The following is an 18674-nucleotide window of genomic DNA, read 5'->3' on the forward strand; positions in this document are numbered from 1 at the left end:
AGGTCAGCGGGGCCGGTGCCGGGCCGCCACGATGGCCCTGGTGACGACGGGCGGCAGCCAGTCGACCGCGAGACGGCGCAGCGGGGCGCGCACCGGGCGCGGCGCGCGGCCGGGACGCCCGCCGGTACGGGCGGCCTGACCCCGGTCCGCCGCCCGGCCCGGGACGTGCTCGGGCGCCCGCCCGGACGCCGCCGCACGATGCCGGGACACCGGGTGCGCGGGATCCTTCGCGCCCTTGGCGCTGAGCCTGATCAGCGGGGCGCCGTTGACCGACTGCACCTCGTGCCAGATGTCCCCGCGGCTCTTCAGCCAGTCCAGCAGGGCCTCCCGCAGCGGCCCCGGATCGCCCCAGGTCCCGTAGAACTTGGTGCCGGTGATGCACAGGGGGTGCAGCCCCTCGTTGGTCACCGCCTGCCAGGTGGCCGCGGCCACGCCGGGGCAGTGCTCGGCGCGGAAGTCGTCGAGCACCACGACGCCGGTGTCGGTGACCAGCTCCCGCACCGCCAGGATGTCGCCGTGCACGTGTTCGTACAGATGCGAGGCGTCGATGTGGGCGAAGCGCACGCTGCGGTCCGCGACGTGGTCGCGCACGATCGAGCTGAGGCCCTGGACGATGGTGGGCAGCTCCTCGTGGAAGGCGAGGTAGTTGGCCTCGAAGGCGCGGCGGGTCAGCGTCGCGTAGGACTTCTTCATCTCCTTCGAGTTGGAGGCGTCATCGGCGGGGGAGTCGAAGAGGTCGCAGACCGTGAAGCGTTCGCCGGGGCCGAGCCGCGCCCCGAGGAAGATCGCGCTCTTGCCGAGGTACGCGCCCAGTTCGAGCAGGTCTCCGGTGGCGGAGCGGTCCCGCTGGTATTCGAGGATCCAGTCGAAAAGCAGCTGGTCGGCGGTGAAGAACCAGCCCTTGACGTCGGAAAGCCGGGCGGGGCGCGGGAGTTGTTCGGCACTCTGGTCTGCGGTGGGGGCAGTCATGTGCGGTCCGTCTCCAGACGGTCGGGAATCTCTGACGGCATGCGACGCGGGCAGCGCAGGAGGCGCGCCTGTGGTGCCGGATACCGGGGGTACGGCGCGGCCGTCATCGTAGGCGGAGGAAAGTGAACGGAAGATGGCGCGCGGCGGGGCGAAGGGAAACCGCAGCGGCGGGCGGGGGAGTGGGGTGTCAACTTGGTGTGCGGGCACCGGAGTTGACGGCCTCGGTGTCGCACGGTCGGCCGGGTGTTCGGTCGTGCCCTCGCCCGGTTGCGCCGTCGTTCGGTCGTGCCCTCGCCCGGTCGTGCCGTAGTCCGGGGCGTTCCGCCGCACGGTTGCACTGTCGTCCGGCCGGGCCCGCCGTCCCGGTGCGGGCGGAATGCACCGGGACGGGGGCGGGGCCGGCGGGCGGCTCAGGCCAGGGGCGGGGCCGACGGGGCGCCCGATGACTGGGCGGCTCGTTGCAGGGCGCTGGCGAGCAGGGCCAGGTCCGTGGGGCCGTTGCCCAGTTCGCGCAGCGGGCGCCGGGCCGGCGGATCGCCCATCCGCTGCCACTCCAGCGGTACGACCGTCGGCCGCAGCGTGGACGTCCGGGGTATCCGGCCCGTCACCCGTCCGGCCTGGAACGGGGTTGACGAGCCGTCCTCCGCGCGGTGCAGCCGGCCCCGGCCGGGCGGCACCGGGTCGGACGGATCGGCCGGCGACCCCAACTGGACGCGCAGACCGGCGCGTTCCGAGGTCGCGGTGTCGGCCGTACGGTCCGGATGGCCGGTCGCGGCGATCAGGTGCACGCCGAGCGCCGCGCCGTCCCTGGCCACCGCCTCCAGCGCGCGCACCACCGAACCGGCCGACGGACGGCCGGTGCTGCCCAGCGCGGGCGAGACCAGCGCGTCGAAGTCGTCGACCAGCACGAACAGCCGGGGCATCGGCACCGCGGCCACGGGCTCATCCCCGGGCTGCGGACCGCTGCGCGGCCGTAGCCGCAGCGTCCCCGTCGTCGAAGGATCGGCCTCCGCTCCGCCCGGCGCGCCCTCCGTCGTCCGCCGCGGTGCGACCACGCGCGGCGCCGGCAGATGCTTGGCGCGCCACTCCGCGAACGGCGTGCCGGCCAGTATTTCCGCGCGCCGCTTCAGCTCCGACGACAGCGCCTGCGCGAACTCCCGCATCCGGACCGGATCCGACGCCGCCAGGTACGTCGTGACGTGCGGCAGGTCCGTGCAGACCCGCAGGCCCTCGCCGCGTTCGCTGCCGCCGCCGTCCACCAGCACCATCGACAGCAGGTCGGGGCGGTCGGCGGCGGCGAGCGACGCGGCCAGCGACCGCAGCAGTTCGGTCTTGCCGCTGCCCGGTGCGCCCTCCAGGAGGAGGTGCGAGGCGTCCGCGGCGAGATCGGCGCAGACCGGGCCGTGCGGACCCGCGCCCAGCACGGCCGGGATGCTCGGCCGGTCGGTGTCCATGGCCGCGGCCCACCGGGCCATCAGCGAGGCGGGTGTGGCCCGCGCGAGGCCCAACTCGTCGAGGAGGCGCGAGGCTTCGGGCAGCGGGGCGGCGGCGCGGTGCACCGGACGGCCGCCGACCGTCGCCGTCGCCTCGGACTCGCGCAGCGGCGCCAGCGCCCTGGCGAACCGGTCGGCCCAGGCGCCGGACACCGCGTCGAGGGTGGCGACCGTGCCGTTGGGCCCGGAGCCCGGCTGCACGACCCGCAGCGCGGTGGCGACGTCGCCGCTGAGCACCGCGACCGCCCCGCACTCGCCGAAAGCGGGCGACGCGGCGCGGGCCGCCTCGTACGTCGCGGCCAGCGGGAAGGCCGGGGACGCGGCGGGGGTCTCGGCCAGGCAGATGAGGTGGATACCGGCCGCGGGCCCGCCCGCCGCCAGCCGCGCCGCGGTCTCGCGCAGCGCGGACGAGCCCAGGTCGCCGTCCACCAGCACGACCGTGAACGGGCCGCGGTACCGGGCGGCTGCCGCCGCGACCTCGGCGCGCTCGGCGCTGGCCCAGCCGGGGCCGAGCGGCCCGTCGTCGAGCCTGCGGACCAGCTCGGCGGTGCGGGCCGCCGCCTGCTCCTTGTCGTAGGCGAGCAGCAGCCGGCAGTCCTGGCCGTGCGCGGGGCGGGCGTGCGGCAGCCAGCCGAGCCAGGACCAGTCGGCGATCCGCTCCTCGGTGCTGCGCGTGCGGTCCGTGCTGATCAGCACGATTTCGAGGGCGCCGGGTGCGTGCAGCGCGGCGAGCTGGGCGAGGGCCGAACGGGCAAGCCCGGCGAGGCGGGCGCGCGGGCCCGCGAGGCCCAGCGCGCCCGCCCGGCGCAGCTCGACGGTGACCGGCACGGCGGTCCGGCCGCCTGCCCTGGACGCGGTGCCGAGCCGGACGGTCAGCGCGTCCTGATGGTCCTGGTCGCGCTCCCACAGGCGGGGTCCTGGACCGAGCGCCGTCAGCAGTACGGCGGCGGCGTCCGGCCATCGTTCGTGCGCCGCCGGCCCTGACGGCGGCTCGGCCTGCTGCGCCGTCTCGTCGGCGGGGTGGCCGGCGTCGGCCGCCACCACGGCGGGTCCGGCCTCCGGGGCGGCGGCCTCATCCGGGCCGTCCACGGCGGGACGGCCGCCCGCGAGCCGGCGCGCCCAGGCGCCGATGCCGCCGCGCCGCCCGCCTCTGCGGGACATCCCCTCGGGGGGCGCCAGCTCCTGCTGCCCGCCGTGCGTGCCCTCACCGGCGCCCGCGGGCCCGGCGTCCGGCCGCACGCGGACCCCGGGACCGAAGCCGTCGGCGGTGGTGCCGCGCAGCGGGGTGCCGTGCCGGGACGGCTCCTGGGCGCGGGGATCGTCCGGAGCGCCCTGGGGGACGGCGAAGCGGTCGTCCCGCGGGTCGTGACCGCCGTACGGGGCGCCCGGCCCGGGGTGACCCGGGTGACCGGGACGGCCGTGGACGGGCGCGTCGTCCACGGGCCGCGGGGGCGTGCCGCCGGGGTGCTGCTGCCCGCGGGCGGCGATCGGGGTGCCGTGCAGCGGCGTGTCCTGCCGCTCCTGGGCGCGCGCGGCACCGGCCGCCACGGCGCTGCTCAGCCCGCCGCCCGGGTACGCACGGGGATCGCGCACGGCCCCGGGCCGCGCGCCGTCGCCCGGTCCGGTGTGCGGCGCCCCGGCTTCGTGGCCACCGTCGACGGACTGCCCCGGAATGCCCACCGGAGCCGTACCGCCGGCCGACCCGCCGCGCCCGTCGGACGCGTCGTACGAGCCGCCCGCCGCCGCGCCGACCGCCCGTGCGCCGGGACCGCGGTCCTCGTCCGCGCCGCCGTCGGTCTCCGGGGCGCCCGGGTCGCCGGGGCGCACCCGGAGGTGGCCCTCGCCGTCCGGGGTGGCCTGGAGCGCCGGATCGGGGGTGCCGGACGAGGGCTGGAGGCGCAGCGCGGACTCGCCGATGCGCAGCAGGGTGCCCGCGTGCAGCGGCGCGGGGTGCGCGCCCAGTTCGGTGCCGTCGACGACGGTGCCGTTCGTGGACCGCAGGTCGGCGACGTAGACCGAGCCGTCCGCCTCGACCGTCACGGCGCAGTGCAGCCGGGAGACGTCCGGGTCGTCGAGTGGCACGTCGGCGTCGCCGGAGCGGCCGATGCGGATCTGGCCGCCGTGCAGCAGATGGACGCCGCCGGCGTCGGGGCCCGAGACCACGCGCAGCCTCGCCGGGCCGTGCGGCAGGCCGTGGGCGGGGTCGGGTCCGGGGGCCTGGAGGGAGAGCACCGCGCCGTCGATCAGCGGGGGTTCACCGAGCGCGGCGCGCTGCGGATCGAGCCGTTCGGCGCCCGCGAAGAGGACGACGGGCCCGCCACCGGACGCGCCGACGTCCGCGCCGCTGCCGGCGACCGACGCGGCGAGCGAACCGGCCACCGCCGCAAGTGCGGTCCCGGCAGGGGCCGTCACGAGCACGTCACAGGCCCGCGTGGGGTGGCCGCTGCGCGGCCCGAGGACGGTCAGCCGGATCTGCATCGCCGTCAACGGTCCCTTCTGCCCGGGGAGTTCGGCAGGGGCCCCGCTCAATCCCCCACCGCGCCCGAGCGCGTCGGCTCGTACAAGTCCCAAGTGCACGGTGCGACCGAGAGCGCGCTCCCCCTCCGCATGCGTGCTGGATGCATCCTCGCACCTGCCACTGACAACACGCCCGCCGACCGGCACTCAATGATCTTGCCGGTTGCCGGCCGGACAGGGAAACCGCGGACCCGCGGCGTGCGCGGTCCGCCCGTTCCGGCCACCCGGTCCTGCCGCGCACATCGCCCGCCGCCCCGTGGCAACCATCCGTCCGGAACGGGCGTCTTCCCCACGAGCCCCGTACGATTCCGCCACGCCGACGGGCTTGTACGTCGGCACTACAGTGGGGCGACGGGCCGCGAGCTGACCCAGCGGGCCGGACAGAGTTCGATCACGACCAGGGAGCGCATGACGTGCGGCCGGTAGGCAGCAAGTACCTGCTTGAGGAGCCGCTGGGACGCGGCGCCACGGGCACCGTCTGGCGTGCGCGTCAGCGGGAGGCGGCGGGGGCCGAGGCCGCGGTGGCCGGCGAGCCCGGCGAGACGGTCGCGATCAAGGTCCTCAAGGAAGAGCTGGCGCACGACGCGGATGTGGTGATGCGCTTCCTGCGGGAGCGCTCCGTCCTGTTGCGGCTCACCCACCCCAACATCGTGCGGACCCGCGACCTCGTCGTCGAGGGCGACATGCTCGCGCTCGTCATGGACCTGGTCGACGGCCCCGACCTGCACCGCTACCTCAGGGACAACGGTCCCTTCAGCCCGGTGGCGGCCTCCCTGCTCACCGCGCAGATCGCCGACGCACTGGCCGCAAGCCATGCCGACGGCGTGGTGCACCGCGACCTCAAGCCCGCCAACGTCCTGCTCGCCGGGTCCGACGGTGACAGCGAGATGCACCCGATGCTGACCGACTTCGGCATCGCCCGCCTCGCCGACTCCCCGGGCCTGACCCGCACCCACGAATTCGTCGGCACCCCCGCCTACGTCGCCCCGGAGTCGGCCGAGGGCCGCCCGCAGACCTCGGCCGTCGACATCTACGGCGCCGGCATCCTGCTGTACGAGCTGGTCACCGGCCGCCCGCCGTTCGCCGGATCGACCGCCCTGGAGGTGCTGCACCGCCACCTCAGCGAGGAGCCGCAGCGCCCCGGCTCGGTGCCCGAACCGCTGTGGACGGTCATAGAGCGCTGCCTGAGCAAGCAGCCGGAGGGCCGGCCGAGCGCCGAGAACCTCGCCCGCGCGCTGCGTACCGTCGCGGCCGGTGTCGGCGTGCACGCCACCCCGGCCCAGGCCGAGGCGGCACTCGGCGTCGCCGCGCTGCTCGCCCCCGACCCGGCGCCCGCGACGGTGCCGGGGACGGATAACGGCGGCCCCGGTACGGGCGAAGCCGACCCCACCCAGGTCCTGCCGTCCAACGCCGGGTCCTTCGACCCGGCAGCGGCGACCAGCGTGCTGCCGCAGACCGGCGCACCCGGCGGTCCGAACGCCGACCCGACCCGTGCGATGCCGCCGGTGCCCCCGATGCCGGGCGGCCCGCCGGGTGGCGGCCCGCAGGACCCTGACGGGCCGCATCCCTGGGAGTCCCAGATGCGGGCCGCGCGCGACCGCAACGACCAGACCCAGGTGCAGTACCTGGAGCCCGGCGACGACCCGTTGCGCCGCCGCCCGCAGCGCCGCCCGGCCGCCCCGCAGCCGCCGCCCCAGCAGCAACAGCAGCCGCCTCAGTACCGCCCGCAGCCGGCCCCGGTGCCGTACGCGCAGCAGCAGCCGCAGCAGCCGCAGGCCCCGCAGCGCCGCCAGGAGCCGCCGCCGCAGCGCTACGAACCGCAGCGCCCGCCCGCCCCTGAGCCGCGCCCGCGCCGCGAGCCCCGTCAGCGCAGCGCCAACCCGATGCGGATCCCGGGCCTTGGCTGCCTCAAGGGCTGCCTGTTCACGATCGTCATCCTGTTCGTGGCGAGCTGGCTGATCTGGGAGCTGACCCCGCTCCAGGAGTGGATCGGCACCACCAAGGGGTTCTTCACGCAGATCGGGGACGTCTTCGCCGGCGTGCGGGACTTCGTCAACGGACTGAGCAGCAAGTTCTGACCGGGCCCTAACGGCTCCCGGGGGCATCCCGGGAGCCCGGCCCGTCCCCGGGCGGAGACCCCGCCTCCCGGCAACTCTGTGGATTTGTCGACATCCAACGGCGATTTCTCCCACAGAAGTGCGGGTTGCCGCCTTCAGGGGCACGGAACCCCCCGGTACCCGCGTAGCTTTGACGCCAACTTCAGCCTCCGCAGGACGCTCGGGGGCCCGACACGTCGGAGCAGTCTTGGCACGGAAGATCGGCAGCCGGTACACCGCCCACCAGATCCTGGGACGCGGCAGTGCCGGCACGGTATGGCTGGGCGAGGGCCCCGAAGGGGCCGTGGCCATCAAGCTGTTGCGTGAGGACCTCGCATCCGACCAGGAACTCGTCGGCCGCTTCGTACAGGAACGTACGGCGCTGCTGAGCCTGGACCACCCGAGGGTCGTCGGCGTGCGTGACCTCGTGGTCGACGGCAACGACCTCGCCCTGGTCATGGACCTCGTACGGGGAACCGACCTGCGGACCCGGCTGGAGCGGGAGCGGCGGCTGCCACCGGAGGCCGCCTGCGCCATCGCCGCCGACGTCGCCGACGGGCTGGCCGCAGCCCACGCCGCCCGGATCGTGCACCGCGACGTCAAGCCGGAGAACGTCCTCCTGGACATGCAGGGCCCGCTCGGACCCGGAGGCGCGCACCCCGCCCTGCTGACCGACTTCGGCATCGCCCGCCTCGTGGACTCCCCCCGGAGAACGCGCGCCACCAAGGTCATCGGCACCCCCGACTACCTCGCCCCCGAGATCATCGAGGGGCTGCCGCCACGCGCCTCCGTGGACGTCTACGCGCTGGCGACCGTCCTGTACGAGATGCTGGCCGGCTTCACGCCGTTCGGCGGCGGGCATCCAGGAGCGGTGCTGCGCCGCCACGTCACCGAACGGGTGGCGCCGCTGCCCGGCATCCCGGACGAACTGTGGCAGCTGCTCCTCCAGTGCCTCGCCAAGGCGCCCGCCTCCCGGCTGCGCGCACCGGAGCTGGCCGCCCGGCTGCGCGAGCTGCTCCCCGGGCTCGCCGGCATCCCGCCGCTGGACATCGACGAGCCGGGCAGCGAGGACCCGGAGGACGAGCAGGACGCTGCGTCCCCCGGAGGTCAGGAGGAAGGGCTCTATCCCCCGGTGGCGCCGGCCGAGACCACCCCGGCCCGGGGAGCGGTACCGCTCGTGCAGGGGACAGCGCCCGACTCGAACCGCGAGACGCACACGAGCATGCGGGTGCCGGGCCCCGACGAGCTGGCGGGCGGTGCGCACGGCACCGCGCGCACCCCGCGGGCGGCGGGCGAGCGCCGGGCGGGATCGGCCCGTCACCGTTCGTCACCGGAGGCGGTGCGCAAGCGCCGCATCAGGCTCGGGGCCGCGGCAGCCGCGTTGGTCGTCGCCGCGGGCATCGGCGGCTGGCTGGCCTCGGGCGACGACACCCACGGGGACGCCGGACCCGGCATCGAGCAGCCGGATCCCGCCGCGCCCTGAGGCCACCGGGTTCCGCGGGCCGCCCCCGGCCGTGGCGCTGTGTGACGGCCGGAGGGCGGCGGTACCGGGCGGCGCGGAGCGCGTGAGCGGTCGCCGTGACGGGGCTTGGGCACGCTGTCGGCGGCAGCCGTTAGGCTGGGTGCGTGGCAGTCGTCGATGTTTCCGAAGAGCTGAAGTCCCTCTCCTCGACCATGGGGTCGATCGAGGCCGTCCTGGACCTCGACAAGATGAGGGCCGATATCGCCGTGCTTGAGGAGCAGGCCGCGGCGCCGTCCCTGTGGGACGACCCGGAGAGTGCGCAGAAGATCACCAGCCGCCTTTCGTACCTCCAGGGCCAGCTGCGCCGTGCCGAAGAGCTGCGCGCCCGGGTCGACGACCTGGAGGTCCTCTTCGAGCTGGCCGAGGCCGAGGACGACGAGGACACCCGTACCGAGGCCGAGGCGGAGCTGAACGCCGTCCGCAAGGCGGTGGACGAGCTGGAGGTCCGCACCCTGCTCTCCGGTGAGTACGACTCCCGTGAGGCCGTCGTCAACATCCGGGCCGAGGCCGGCGGAGTGGACGCCGCCGACTTCGCCGAGAAGCTCCAGCGCATGTACCTCCGCTGGGCCGAGCGGCACGGCTACAAGACCGAGGTCTACGAAACCTCCTACGCCGAAGAGGCCGGCATCAAGTCGACCACCTTCGCCGTCCAGGTGCCGTACGCCTACGGCACCCTTTCGGTCGAGCAGGGCACCCACCGCCTGGTGCGCATCTCGCCGTTCGACAACCAGGGCCGCCGCCAGACGTCGTTCGCCGGCGTCGAGGTGCTGCCGGTCGTCGAGCAGACCGACCACATCGAGATCGACGAGTCCGAGCTGCGGGTGGACGTCTACCGTTCCTCGGGCCCCGGCGGCCAGGGCGTCAACACCACGGACTCCGCCGTCCGTCTGACGCACATCCCCACCGGCATCGTGGTCTCCTGCCAGAACGAGCGCTCGCAGATCCAGAACAAGGCGACCGCGATGAACGTCCTCCAGGCCAAGCTGCTCGAACGCCGCCGCCAGGAGGAGCAGGCGAAGATGGACGCGCTCAAGGGCGACGGCGGCAACTCCTGGGGCAACCAGATGCGTTCGTACGTCCTGCACCCCTACCAGATGGTCAAGGACCTGCGGACGGAGTTCGAGGTCGGCAACCCGACCGGTGTGCTGGACGGCGACATCGACGGCTTCCTGGAGGCCGGTATCCGCTGGCGCAAGCAGCAGGAACAGGGCAAGTAAGCAGGCGGTATCGGCCCGTTCCGCCCCGGAAACAACTGTTCCCCGCGAGGGGGCAGTTGTTTTTGCTATGGCGGTTAGGTCACAGTCGTACGTCCATGTAACGGGCGATTCTTCGGCGATTCGGGCGTAAAGGCTTTATTCGACCTTGACGTTGCCCGGAGAACTGGGAAGGCTGGGCGCGGCATGCGTCTGTCTGGGGCGCGCGTGTGTGAACGGGGAAATTTGAGTGGCCCGCCGGTGAGCGGCGCCGAGTACTCGCGTGAACCCCTGGCGCCGTGGCCCCGAACAGAGATGCTCCATTGACGAGTTCAGCTACTGGGGGTAGCAGACACATGACCAAGAAGACGCGGCTGCGCGTTGCGCGTATTGCGGCCAGCGCGGTGATCGCGGCCGGAGCGTCGCTCACCGCTGCCGGCGCGGCCTCCGCGGCCACGCCCGGCGGCCAGGGCGGCGCGAGCGACTGCAGCCCGCTGGACCCGCTGCACCTGTTCTGCAACGACGACGGTGGCGACACCGGTGGCGACGACAACGGCGGCCAGGACAACGGCGGCACGGACGGCGGCCAGGAGGACGGCGGCCTGATCGGCGGCCAGGAGACCGGTGGCCAGGAGACCGGCGGCCAGGAAGACGGCGGCCAGGAGAACGGCGGCCAGGAGAACGGTGGCCAGACCGGCGGTCAGGAGACCGGTGGTCAGGAAGACGGCGGCCAGGAGAACGGTGGCCAGACCGGCGGTCAGGAAGACGGCGGTCAGGAGAACGGCGGCCAGGAGAACGGTGGCCAGACCGGTGGCCACGGCAACGGCGGCCAGGAGAACGGCGGTCAGACCGGCGGTCACGGCAACGGCGGCCAGGAGAACGGTGGCCAGACCGGCGGTCACGGCAACGGCGGCCAGACCGGCGGCCACGACGGCAGCACCACCGGCGGCGGCAGCACGGGTGGCAGCACCACCGGTGGCGACGGCACCGGCACGGACAACGCCGGCAGCAAGCCGATCGAGCAGCCGAGCCAGTCCAAGGAGCAGATCGCGGACACCCCCGGCCCGGCCAAGCAGCAGGCCAAGGGTGGCGAGCTGGCCGAGACCGGTGCTTCCGGTACGACCTTCCTGCTCGTCGGCGCGGCGACGATGATCGCCGGTGGTATCGGCTTCCGCCTGATGCCCCGCCTGATCAACAAGAACGGTGGCGGCGCGGCAGCGGCCTGACGCCGACCCGTTCCACAGTCGAGGGGCCCGGAGTGCACACACTCCGGGCCCCTCGGCCGTGCGTCGATACGGCCGGAAACGGCCTGCGGCAGGTGGGCGCTCAGACGGCCTGGTGCAGCAGCAGGCCCACCGCGATCAGGGCCACCAGAAGCGCCAGCAGCATCACCGGGTTGAGCTGGGCGAACATCCCGCCCGCCTGCTGCTGGAGCCGCTCTCTGTTCGCGCGGCACACAGGGCAGCGGCCCTCACTCACAGGGGCCGCGCAGTTGGCGCACACCAATCGGTCGTACGTCATGCGACCTCCTTCTCCACAGCCCCAACGCACGGGGAAGCGTGAGTGTTCCCCTTACCACTGTGCCAGCTCCGTGACGGAACGGCGCGCCCCGCCGGAATGCGCAGCTTTTGTCCCGTAGGCGCCGTGAATAAACGCACCAACCATGGTCGCCGACTGCGCCGCCGTCTGAGGTTCGCGTAGGGTCACGCACACCGACGGGAGCCGCAACCCGGCAACCCGTGTCCCTATCCAGGTCGACCGTGGTGCATCAGTGATCCGATTCGACAACGTCTCCAAGACTTACCCGAAGCAGAACCGCCCCGCACTCAGGGATGTCTCCCTGGAGATCGAGCGCGGCGAGTTCGTCTTCCTGGTGGGGTCCTCGGGCTCCGGTAAGTCCACTTTCCTGCGCCTGCTGCTGCGCGAGGAGCGCGCCAGCCATGGTGCCGTACACGTCCTGGGGAAGGACCTCGCGAAGCTGTCCAACTGGAAGGTGCCGCAGATGCGCCGCCAGGTGGGCACGGTCTTCCAGGACTTCCGGCTGCTCCCCAACAAGACGGTCGGCCAGAACGTCGCGTTCGCCCTCGAAGTCATCGGCAAGCCGCGCGGCCAGATCCGCAAGACGGTCCCCGAAGTCCTCGAACTCGTCGGCCTCGGCGGCAAAGAGGACCGGATGCCGGGCGAGCTGTCCGGCGGTGAGCAGCAGCGCGTCGCCATCGCGCGGGCGTTCGTCAACCGCCCGATGCTGCTCATCGCGGACGAGCCGACCGGCAACCTCGACCCGCAGACCTCCGTCGGCATCATGAAGCTGCTGGACCGGATCAACAGGACCGGTACGACGGTGGTCATGGCCACCCACGACCAGCAGATCGTCGACCAGATGCGCAAGCGGGTCATGGAACTTGAGAAGGGCCGGCTCGTACGCGACCAGTCGCGCGGCGTGTACGGCTACCAGCACTGAAAGGACGCCATGCGCGCCCAGTTCGTCCTGTCGGAGATCGGCGTCGGTCTCCGCCGTAACCTCACGATGACCTTCGCCGTCATCGTCTCCGTAGCCCTCTCACTCGGCCTGTTCGGCGCCTCGCTGCTGATGAGCGACCAGGTCGACACCATGAAGGGCTACTGGTACGACAAGGTCAACGTCTCCATCTTCTTCTGCAACAAGAACGACGACTCCGGCGGCAATTGCGCCAAGGGGGCGGCGACCGCGCAGCAGAAGGCGGAGATCAAGGCCGACCTGAACCGGCTGCCGCTCGTGGAGAGCGTGCAGTACGAGTCCAGTGACCAGGCGTACAAGCACTACAAGCAGCAGTTCGGTGACACGCCCGTCGCCGGTCTGGTGACGCCCGACCAGCTTCCGGAGTCCTTCCGGGTCAAGTTGAAGGACCCGACGAAGTTCGCGGTCATCAAGTCGGCGTTCTCCGAACGGCCCGGCGTCCAGGAGGTGCAGGACCAACGGGGAACCGTCGAGCCGCTGTTCAACCTCCTGGACGGCATGCGGATCGCGGCGCTCTGTGTCATGGGGCTGATGCTGGTCGTTGCGCTGTTGCTGATCGTCAACACCGTGCGGGTGTCGGCGTTCAGCCGCAGGCGGGAGACCGGCATCATGCGGCTGGTGGGAGCGTCCAGCTTCTACATCCAGATGCCGTTCATCATGGAGGCCGCCATCGCGGGCCTGATCGGCGCCGCGTTCGCGTGTGTGCTGATCGTCGGCGGCAAGTACGCGCTCATCAACAACTGGTTGGCGCAGAAGATCAAGGTGGTCGACTTCATCGGCTGGGACTCGGTCGCCTCGGTGCTGCCGCTGGTCCTGCTGATCGGCCTTGTGATGCCCGCGATTGCCGCGTTCTTCGCGTTGCGCAAGTACCTCAAGGTGTGAACTTCGCCAAGGGCGCCGTACGGTCAACTCACCGTGCGGCGCCTTTGCGTCCTCTAGACTCGCGGCCATGTCGGGCACGTCATTGTTCGTCCGGCCCCGCCGCAGCCGCCGCGGGGCGGCCCTGACGTTGGTCGTCGCGAGCGTGCTGGCCACCGGTGCCGCGACGGGCAGTTGGCACGCAGGACGCGAGGGCCGCTCCCACGGAAAGCCGGCCGCGGCGCCGGGATCCGGAAGCCGTACCGCGGACCGCGAGGCGGTCGAGGGCGCGGCGGCGCAGGCGATGGCGGACGGCAAGTCCGGTGCGCAGGCCGCCGCGGACGTCGTCAGCCGCAGCGGCGACCGCTGGTCGACGATCTACACGGCCGGCGAATTCGAGGACTTCCAGCGGCAGCTCGACGGCGACTACGTAGGGGTCGGCCTGTGGCTGCGGCAGGCGGCGGGCGGTCGCATAGTGGTCTCCCGGGTACGGCCCGACGGGCCCGCGGCCCGCGCCGGCATCACCACGGGCGACCGGCTGCGCGCCGTCGGCGGCCGGCCGTCCCGCGGCCGCCCGGTCACCGAGGTCGTCGCCCGGCTGCGCGGCGACGGCGGCTCCGGCGCCGAGGGCACCCCGGTCGCTCTCGACCTCCAGCGCGGCGCCCGGCAGTGGAGCGTCACCCTGCACCGCGTCCGCCTCAGAAGCGATGACGTCCGCACGGACCGGCCGGCCGGCGCCGCCGGGCCGACCCGGATCAAGGTCGCGGCGTTCACCAAGGGCACCGGCGCGCAGATCCGGGACGCGGTGCGTGCCGCCGCGCCGCACGCCGGGCTGCTGCTCGACCTGCGCGGCAACACCGGCGGCCTGGTCGCCGAGGCGGTGTCCGCCGCCTCCGCCTTCCTGGACGGCGGCCTGGTCGCCACGTACGACGTGCACGGCAGCCAGCGCGCGCTGTACGCCGACGGCGGCGGCGACACCCGTATCCCCTTGGTCGTCCTCGTCGACGGCGGGACGATGAGCGCGGCCGAGCTGCTGGCGGGTGCGCTCCAGGACCGTGGCCGCGCGGTGGTCGTCGGCTCCCCGACCTTCGGGAAGGGCTCGGTGCAGATGCCCAGTGAGCTGCCGGACGGTTCGGTGGCCGAGCTGACCGTCGGCCACTACCGGACTCCGGCGGGCCGGGCGGTCGACGGCCGGGGCATCACCCCCGACCTCGCGGCGGGCGACGGTGCCGTGCAGCGGGCCCGCACAGTATTGAGTGGCCTCGGGGGCGGTGCGTAGTGCGAAAATGGCCGCACTATGGCTAAGCAAAAGGGCAAGGACAAGGATCCCGGGCGCAAGCTCGTCGCGCAGCACAAGAAAGCGCGGCACGACTACCACATTCTGGACACCTATGAGTGTGGTCTGGTGCTGACCGGCACCGAGGTGAAGTCGCTGCGGCAGGGCCGGGCATCGCTGGTGGACGGCTTCATCCAGATCGACGACCACGAAGCGTGGCTGCACAACGTCCACATTCCGGAGTACGCACAGGGCACCTGGACCAACCACAGCGCCCGCCGCAAGCGGAAGCTGCTGATGCACCGCGTTGAGATCGACAAGCTGGCGGCCAAGAGCCAGGAATCGGGCCACACGATCGTGCCGCTGGCGCTGTACTTCAAGGACGGCCGGGCCAAGGTCGAGATCGCGCTGGCCAAGGGCAAGAAGGAGTACGACAAGCGGCAGACGCTCCGCGAGCAGCAGGACCGGCGCGAGACGGACCGTGCGATCTCCGCGGCCAAGCGGCGCCAGCGGTCCTGAAGGGGGCCGGCGGAGGCAGGGCCGGGGAATTCGCTGGCACCCTCGGACGTTGGTCACGTACGATGGCAACGCACCCCACGGAGGGTGTGCAGCAGGTAGCCGCAGCTCAGCTGTCAGGGGTCGGCTATTTCTTGAAAAAACAACATGGGGATGATCGGTTTCGACAGCGGATGTCGAAGCAGGGGAAGCGAGTCGAGGAAGCGGCAATGATCTCGTTAACCATGTGTCGCAAACAATAATCGCCAATACCAAGCGCGATTCCTTCGCCCTCGCTGCCTAAGTAGCGACTTGCGAAGTGTCAGCCCGGGGGTGTTCCCGACCCGGATCCTGGCATCAGCTAGGGAACTAAACTTCTAGACCCGGTCGCGGGGTGTAGAAGGAAATCAAACAGTGACTGGGCCCGTCGGAGACTTGTTCGCGTGATCTCCGGGGCCGAGAAAATCGCAGCGAACTGCACTCGGAGAAGCCCTGATTCCGCACCGTTGGACGCGGGTTCGATTCCCGCCATCTCCACAATTCCCATGTGAGGCCCAGGCCCCGTGTGTCCGTCAGGACACCGGGGCCTGAGTCATGTCAGGGGCTGGTCCTGCGCCGCCCGCAGGGCGTGCGGGCGGCCGGTATACGTGGTGCGACGGGGGGTTCGGTGCGGCGTTGGGCGGCGAGGAGCAGCATGCCGGTGAGGAGGAGCGCGGCGGCGACCGCGGTGCCCGCTTCCGGGTGGACGGCGGTGCACAGCAGGGTGGCAAGCACAGGGCCGAGCAGGAAGCACAGTTCGTCCGCGGCCTGTTCGAAGGCGTGGGCGGTGTGCAGGGCCGCCGGGTCGCCGCACAGCAGGTGGGCCCAGCGGGCCCGGGACAGGCCGCCGGTGTTGGGGGTGGTGGCGGTCGCCGCGTACGAGGCGAAGAGGGTCCAGGCGGGCGCGTGGTGGTGGACGCAGAGGAGGAGGGAGAGGGAGCCTGCGGCGGCGATGACGGTGGCGGGGACGGCGGTCCTGGCGGGGGTGGTCGGTGCTGGCGAGTGTGGAGTTCATTGAGGTGCCCGGGATGGTGCTGCGGCCGGTGGTGGATCCGGTGCCGCTGTCGCCGGTGGGGATGGTGTGGCGGAACGGGCTGCGGCATCCGGGGCTCGACGCGCTGCGGGACGCGGCCGGGGAACTGGCCGTGGCGGAAGGCTGGTTGGCCGTCCCCGGGGGCATGTGGTGGCTGCCGCCGGATGACGCGGAGGCGATGGGCGTCGGGTAGGCGTTCCGGCGCCGCAACGACAGCTCTACAGCAGATCCAGCGCGTAGGAGAGGGCGAGGAGTACGGCGCCGACCGGTACGCAGCCCCAGGCGAAGATGGCGAAGACGGTCTGCTTGCGCTGCTCGGCGGCGATCATTTCCTGCTCGGAAGCGGCGGCCATCAGGAACGCGCTGCCGTCCGCGGGGGCGCCCACCGCCAGCTCGCCGCGCTCGTCGTCCCTGGCCTCGCCGCGCGCGTAGAAGAGGGCGCCGGGGGCGACGGCCCATTCCTCCTGCTGGAAGCCGAGGGTGCGTTGATTGCGGGTGATGCCGGGGATGTCGAGGCCGCCGAGCGGCGGGTTGTCGCCGGGCCGGTACACCTCGAACCGGTCGTAGGTCTTCGGCGCCCGGTCGACGACGGCGCCCTCGGGGACGACCGCGGTGCGGCCCGACGCGTCCTCGACGAGGAAGGGCGCGGGGCTGAGGAAGTCGGACACCACCTCGCTCTTCTTGCGGACCTGGCGCGGGCCGTTGCCGCGGGTCTCGTAGGTGCGGGTGACGCGGGTGCGGAACCACACGCACTCCGTCCGGCTCAGCTGGGAGGTCAGCGGGCCGGTGGCGGCGGCACGGGTGACCCCGGCGACCTCGGCGAGCTGCCGGAACGCGCCGGCGCCGACCGCTTCGAGCGCCGCCCGGTGCAGCTGCCCGAGTTCCCCCGCGGACAGCGTTTCGGTGGTGACCATGGTGCGGATGCGCTTCTTCGCGCGCCGCAGTTGGAAGGCGCTCACCACGCCGAGGCCGAAGAGGAAGAGTCCCAGGAACGGAATCATGCGGCCCCCCTTTCTCCCGTCGTGTGGTCCGTCGCGGCCGTTCGCGTGTTTCCCCTTGCGCGGCCCGGCCCGACCCGCGGATCCTACCGCCCCGTTGACGGGGCACGGGGGGGCGCCCGCGGCGCTGCTCACGGGGCCGCGGGGCGCCCGGTGAGACCACGGTTTCGTCCGCGTCACGGGGCGGCACGGTGCGGAAATCCGGTGCGGCTACCGTCGGCGGCCTGACCTGACCCTGGGAGAGTCGATGACGGACGAGGCAGCGGCGGACGGCCGCGCGGGTACCGGTGGCCGTACGAGGCGAGGCGGGCGGTGGATCGAGCGGTGGGATCCGGAGGACGCCGGGTTCTGGGCGGCGTCGGGGGAGCGGGTGGCCCGGCGGAACCTGGTGTTCTCGGTGCTGTCCGAGCACATCGGGTTCTCGGTCTGGAGCCTGTGGTCGGTGATGGTGCTCTTCATGGGGCCCGATTACGGGATCGATCCGGCCGGGAAGTTCTTCCTGGTGGCGGTTCCGACGCTGGTCGGGAGCGTGCTGCGGGTGCCGTACACCTTCGCTGTCGCGCTGTTCGGCGGCCGGAACTGGACGGTGGTCAGCGCGCTGCTGCTGCTGGTGCCGACGCTGGCGACCGCGTGGGTGATGACGCCGGGGACGTCGTACGCGACGTTCCTGGTGGTCGCGGCGCTGGCCGGGGTCGGCGGCGGCAACTTCGCCTCGTCGATGACGAACATCAACGCCTTCTATCCGCTGCGGAAGAAGGGCTGGGCGCTGGGTCTCAACGCGGGCGGCGGGAACGTCGGGGTGCCGGTGGTGCAGCTGGTGGGGCTGCTGGTCATCGGGACGGCGGGTGCCGCGCAGCCGCGGCTGGTGCCGCTGGTGTACGCGCCGCTGATCGTGGTCGTGACGGTGCTCGCGGCGCGGTTCATGGACAATCTGGGGCCGGTCACGCACGACACCGGTGCGGCGCGCGACGCGGCGCGTGAGCCGCACACCTGGGTGATGTCGCTGCTGTACGTCGGCACGTTCGGGTCGTTCATCGGGTACAGCTTCGCGTTCGGGCTGGTGCTCCAGAGCCAGTTCGGGCGCACCCCGCTCCAGGCGGCGTCGCTGACGTTCGCCGGGCCGCTGCTGGGGTCGTTGCTGCGGCCGGTGGGCGGACGCCTGGCGGACCGGTTCGGCGGGGCGCGGATCACGCTGGGGAACTTCGTGGCGATGGCGGCGGCGACGGGAGTGGTGATCCAGGCGTCGGCGGCCCGGTCGCTGCCGGTCTTCCTCGCCGGGTTCACCGCGCTGTTCGTGCTGACCGGCATCGGCAACGGCTCGACGTACAAGATGATTCCGGGGATATTCCAGGCCCAGGCGGTGCGGCGCGGGCTGGCCGGGGAGGCGGCGGTGGCGTACGGGCGGCGGCTGTCGGGGGCCGCGATGGGGCTGATCGGCGCGGTCGGTGCGCTCGGCGGGCTGGGGATCAACCTGGCGTTCCGGCAGTCCTTCGGGGCGACCGGGTCGGGGACGCCGGCCTTCGTGTCTTTCCTGGCCTGTTACGCGGTGTGCTCCGCGGTGACCTGGGCCGTATACCTGCGGCCCGGCGGGCACGGGGCAGGGGCGGGCCGTGCGGCGGCGCGTGAGACGCCGGCGCGGGTCCGTGCGGAGGTCTGATACACCGGCTACCGGAACGGCCCCGTAACAG

Annotated in this window: 13 protein-coding genes, 1 other RNA gene and 2 pseudogenes; 11 read left to right on the forward strand and 5 right to left on the reverse strand. The window is 72.8% G+C overall.

The features are described from left to right. Positions 1–3 precede the first annotated feature (3 nt). Both ACIBK8_RS03420 and ACIBK8_RS03425 read right to left on the reverse strand, forming a co-directional pair. A complete protein-coding gene (locus ACIBK8_RS03420) occupies positions 4–969 on the reverse strand; it encodes a class I SAM-dependent methyltransferase (RefSeq protein ID WP_399039825.1) in 966 nt (321 codons plus the stop codon). A 410-nt stretch (positions 970–1379) separates the two neighbouring features. Further along, positions 1380–4940, reverse strand: a complete 3561-nt coding sequence (locus ACIBK8_RS03425; RefSeq protein WP_399040279.1) for an FtsK/SpoIIIE domain-containing protein — start codon at positions 4938–4940, stop codon at positions 1380–1382. 452 nt (positions 4941–5392) lie between these two features. Between ACIBK8_RS03425 and ACIBK8_RS03430 the strand changes: the two genes are divergently transcribed. The 4 genes from ACIBK8_RS03430 (at position 5393) to ACIBK8_RS03445 (ending at position 11016) form a co-directional block, all read left to right on the forward strand. Next, positions 5393–7057, forward strand: coding sequence for a serine/threonine-protein kinase (locus tag ACIBK8_RS03430; protein WP_399039826.1), 1665 nt, complete (start codon positions 5393–5395; stop codon positions 7055–7057). 226 nt (positions 7058–7283) lie between these two features. Further along, the gene (locus ACIBK8_RS03435; RefSeq protein ID WP_399039828.1) at positions 7284–8558 is read left to right on the forward strand and encodes a serine/threonine-protein kinase; all 1275 of its coding nucleotides are present in this window, start codon (positions 7284–7286) and stop codon (positions 8556–8558) included. Positions 8559–8701: 143 nt separating this feature from the next. Next, positions 8702–9814 (forward strand): peptide chain release factor 2, encoded by a 1113-nt coding sequence (gene prfB, locus ACIBK8_RS03440; protein WP_393685828.1) that lies wholly within the window; start codon positions 8702–8704, stop codon positions 9812–9814. Positions 9815–10146: 332 nt separating this feature from the next. Beyond that, complete coding sequence (locus tag ACIBK8_RS03445; protein ID WP_399039829.1) at positions 10147–11016, forward strand: hypothetical protein; 870 nt, start codon at positions 10147–10149, stop codon at positions 11014–11016. A gap of 100 nt (positions 11017–11116) precedes the next feature. Here ACIBK8_RS03445 and ACIBK8_RS03450 read toward each other — a convergent pair whose 3' ends face one another. After that, entirely contained in the window at positions 11117–11311 is a 195-nt protein-coding gene (locus ACIBK8_RS03450) for a hypothetical protein (RefSeq protein ID WP_399039830.1), read from the reverse strand. Between the two features lie 250 nt (positions 11312–11561). Here ACIBK8_RS03450 and ftsE point away from each other — a divergent pair, with 250 nt between their 5' ends. From ftsE to ssrA, 5 genes are all read left to right on the forward strand, one after another. After that, positions 11562–12251, forward strand: coding sequence for a cell division ATP-binding protein FtsE (ftsE, locus tag ACIBK8_RS03455; RefSeq protein ID WP_030069385.1), 690 nt, complete (start codon positions 11562–11564; stop codon positions 12249–12251). Between the two features lie 9 nt (positions 12252–12260). Beyond that, entirely contained in the window at positions 12261–13169 is a 909-nt protein-coding gene (gene ftsX / locus ACIBK8_RS03460; RefSeq protein ID WP_399039832.1) for a permease-like cell division protein FtsX, read from the forward strand. 67 nt (positions 13170–13236) lie between these two features. Continuing rightward, complete coding sequence (locus tag ACIBK8_RS03465; protein WP_399039833.1) at positions 13237–14424, forward strand: S41 family peptidase; 1188 nt, start codon at positions 13237–13239, stop codon at positions 14422–14424. Positions 14425–14442: 18 nt separating this feature from the next. After that, entirely contained in the window at positions 14443–14940 is a 498-nt protein-coding gene (gene smpB, locus ACIBK8_RS03470) for an SsrA-binding protein SmpB (protein ID WP_393685818.1), read from the forward strand. 146 nt (positions 14941–15086) lie between these two features. Further along, positions 15087–15456, forward strand: a transfer-messenger RNA (tmRNA) gene (gene ssrA, locus ACIBK8_RS03475). 84 nt (positions 15457–15540) lie between these two features. Here the strand turns inward: ssrA and ACIBK8_RS03480 are convergent. Beyond that, positions 15541–15936: pseudogene (locus tag ACIBK8_RS03480) on the reverse strand (MFS transporter); the annotation flags it as partial. Here ACIBK8_RS03480 and ACIBK8_RS03485 point away from each other — a divergent pair. Then, positions 15936–16181: pseudogene (locus ACIBK8_RS03485) on the forward strand (LysR family transcriptional regulator); the annotation flags it as partial. The pseudogenes ACIBK8_RS03480 and ACIBK8_RS03485 overlap by 1 nt on opposite strands. A gap of 25 nt (positions 16182–16206) precedes the next feature. Here the strand turns inward: ACIBK8_RS03485 and ACIBK8_RS03490 are convergent. Beyond that, entirely contained in the window at positions 16207–16989 is a 783-nt protein-coding gene (locus ACIBK8_RS03490) for a GIDE domain-containing protein (RefSeq protein ID WP_399039835.1), read from the reverse strand. A gap of 244 nt (positions 16990–17233) precedes the next feature. On the opposite strand from ACIBK8_RS03490, the gene ACIBK8_RS03495 reads away from it, so the two are divergent. Next, positions 17234–18643, forward strand: a complete 1410-nt coding sequence (locus tag ACIBK8_RS03495; RefSeq protein ID WP_399039836.1) for a nitrate/nitrite transporter — start codon at positions 17234–17236, stop codon at positions 18641–18643. Positions 18644–18674: the final 31 nt, after the last annotated feature.

Source organism: Streptomyces sp. NPDC050161 (assembly GCF_044460025.1).
Classification (GTDB): Bacteria; Actinomycetota; Actinomycetes; order Streptomycetales; family Streptomycetaceae; genus Streptomyces.

What these genes read in the sequence shown, in the direction of transcription:
- ACIBK8_RS03420 (WP_399039825.1), bottom strand. Translation starts at nt 969, where the DNA reads ATGACTGCCCCCACCGCAGACCAGAGTGCCGAACAACTCCCGCGCCCC.
- ACIBK8_RS03425 (WP_399040279.1), bottom strand. Translation starts at nt 4,940, where the DNA reads ATGCAGATCCGGCTGACCGTCCTCGGGCCGCGCAGCGGCCACCCCACG.
- ACIBK8_RS03445 (WP_399039829.1), top strand. Translation starts at nt 10,147, where the DNA reads ATGACCAAGAAGACGCGGCTGCGCGTTGCGCGTATTGCGGCCAGCGCG.
- ACIBK8_RS03450 (WP_399039830.1), bottom strand. Translation starts at nt 11,311, where the DNA reads ATGACGTACGACCGATTGGTGTGCGCCAACTGCGCGGCCCCTGTGAGT.
- ftsX (WP_399039832.1), top strand. Translation starts at nt 12,261, where the DNA reads ATGCGCGCCCAGTTCGTCCTGTCGGAGATCGGCGTCGGTCTCCGCCGT.
- ACIBK8_RS03465 (WP_399039833.1), top strand. Translation starts at nt 13,237, where the DNA reads ATGTCGGGCACGTCATTGTTCGTCCGGCCCCGCCGCAGCCGCCGCGGG.
- smpB (WP_393685818.1), top strand. Translation starts at nt 14,443, where the DNA reads ATGGCTAAGCAAAAGGGCAAGGACAAGGATCCCGGGCGCAAGCTCGTC.
- ACIBK8_RS03490 (WP_399039835.1), bottom strand. Translation starts at nt 16,989, where the DNA reads ATGATTCCGTTCCTGGGACTCTTCCTCTTCGGCCTCGGCGTGGTGAGC.
- ACIBK8_RS03495 (WP_399039836.1), top strand. Translation starts at nt 17,234, where the DNA reads ATGACGGACGAGGCAGCGGCGGACGGCCGCGCGGGTACCGGTGGCCGT.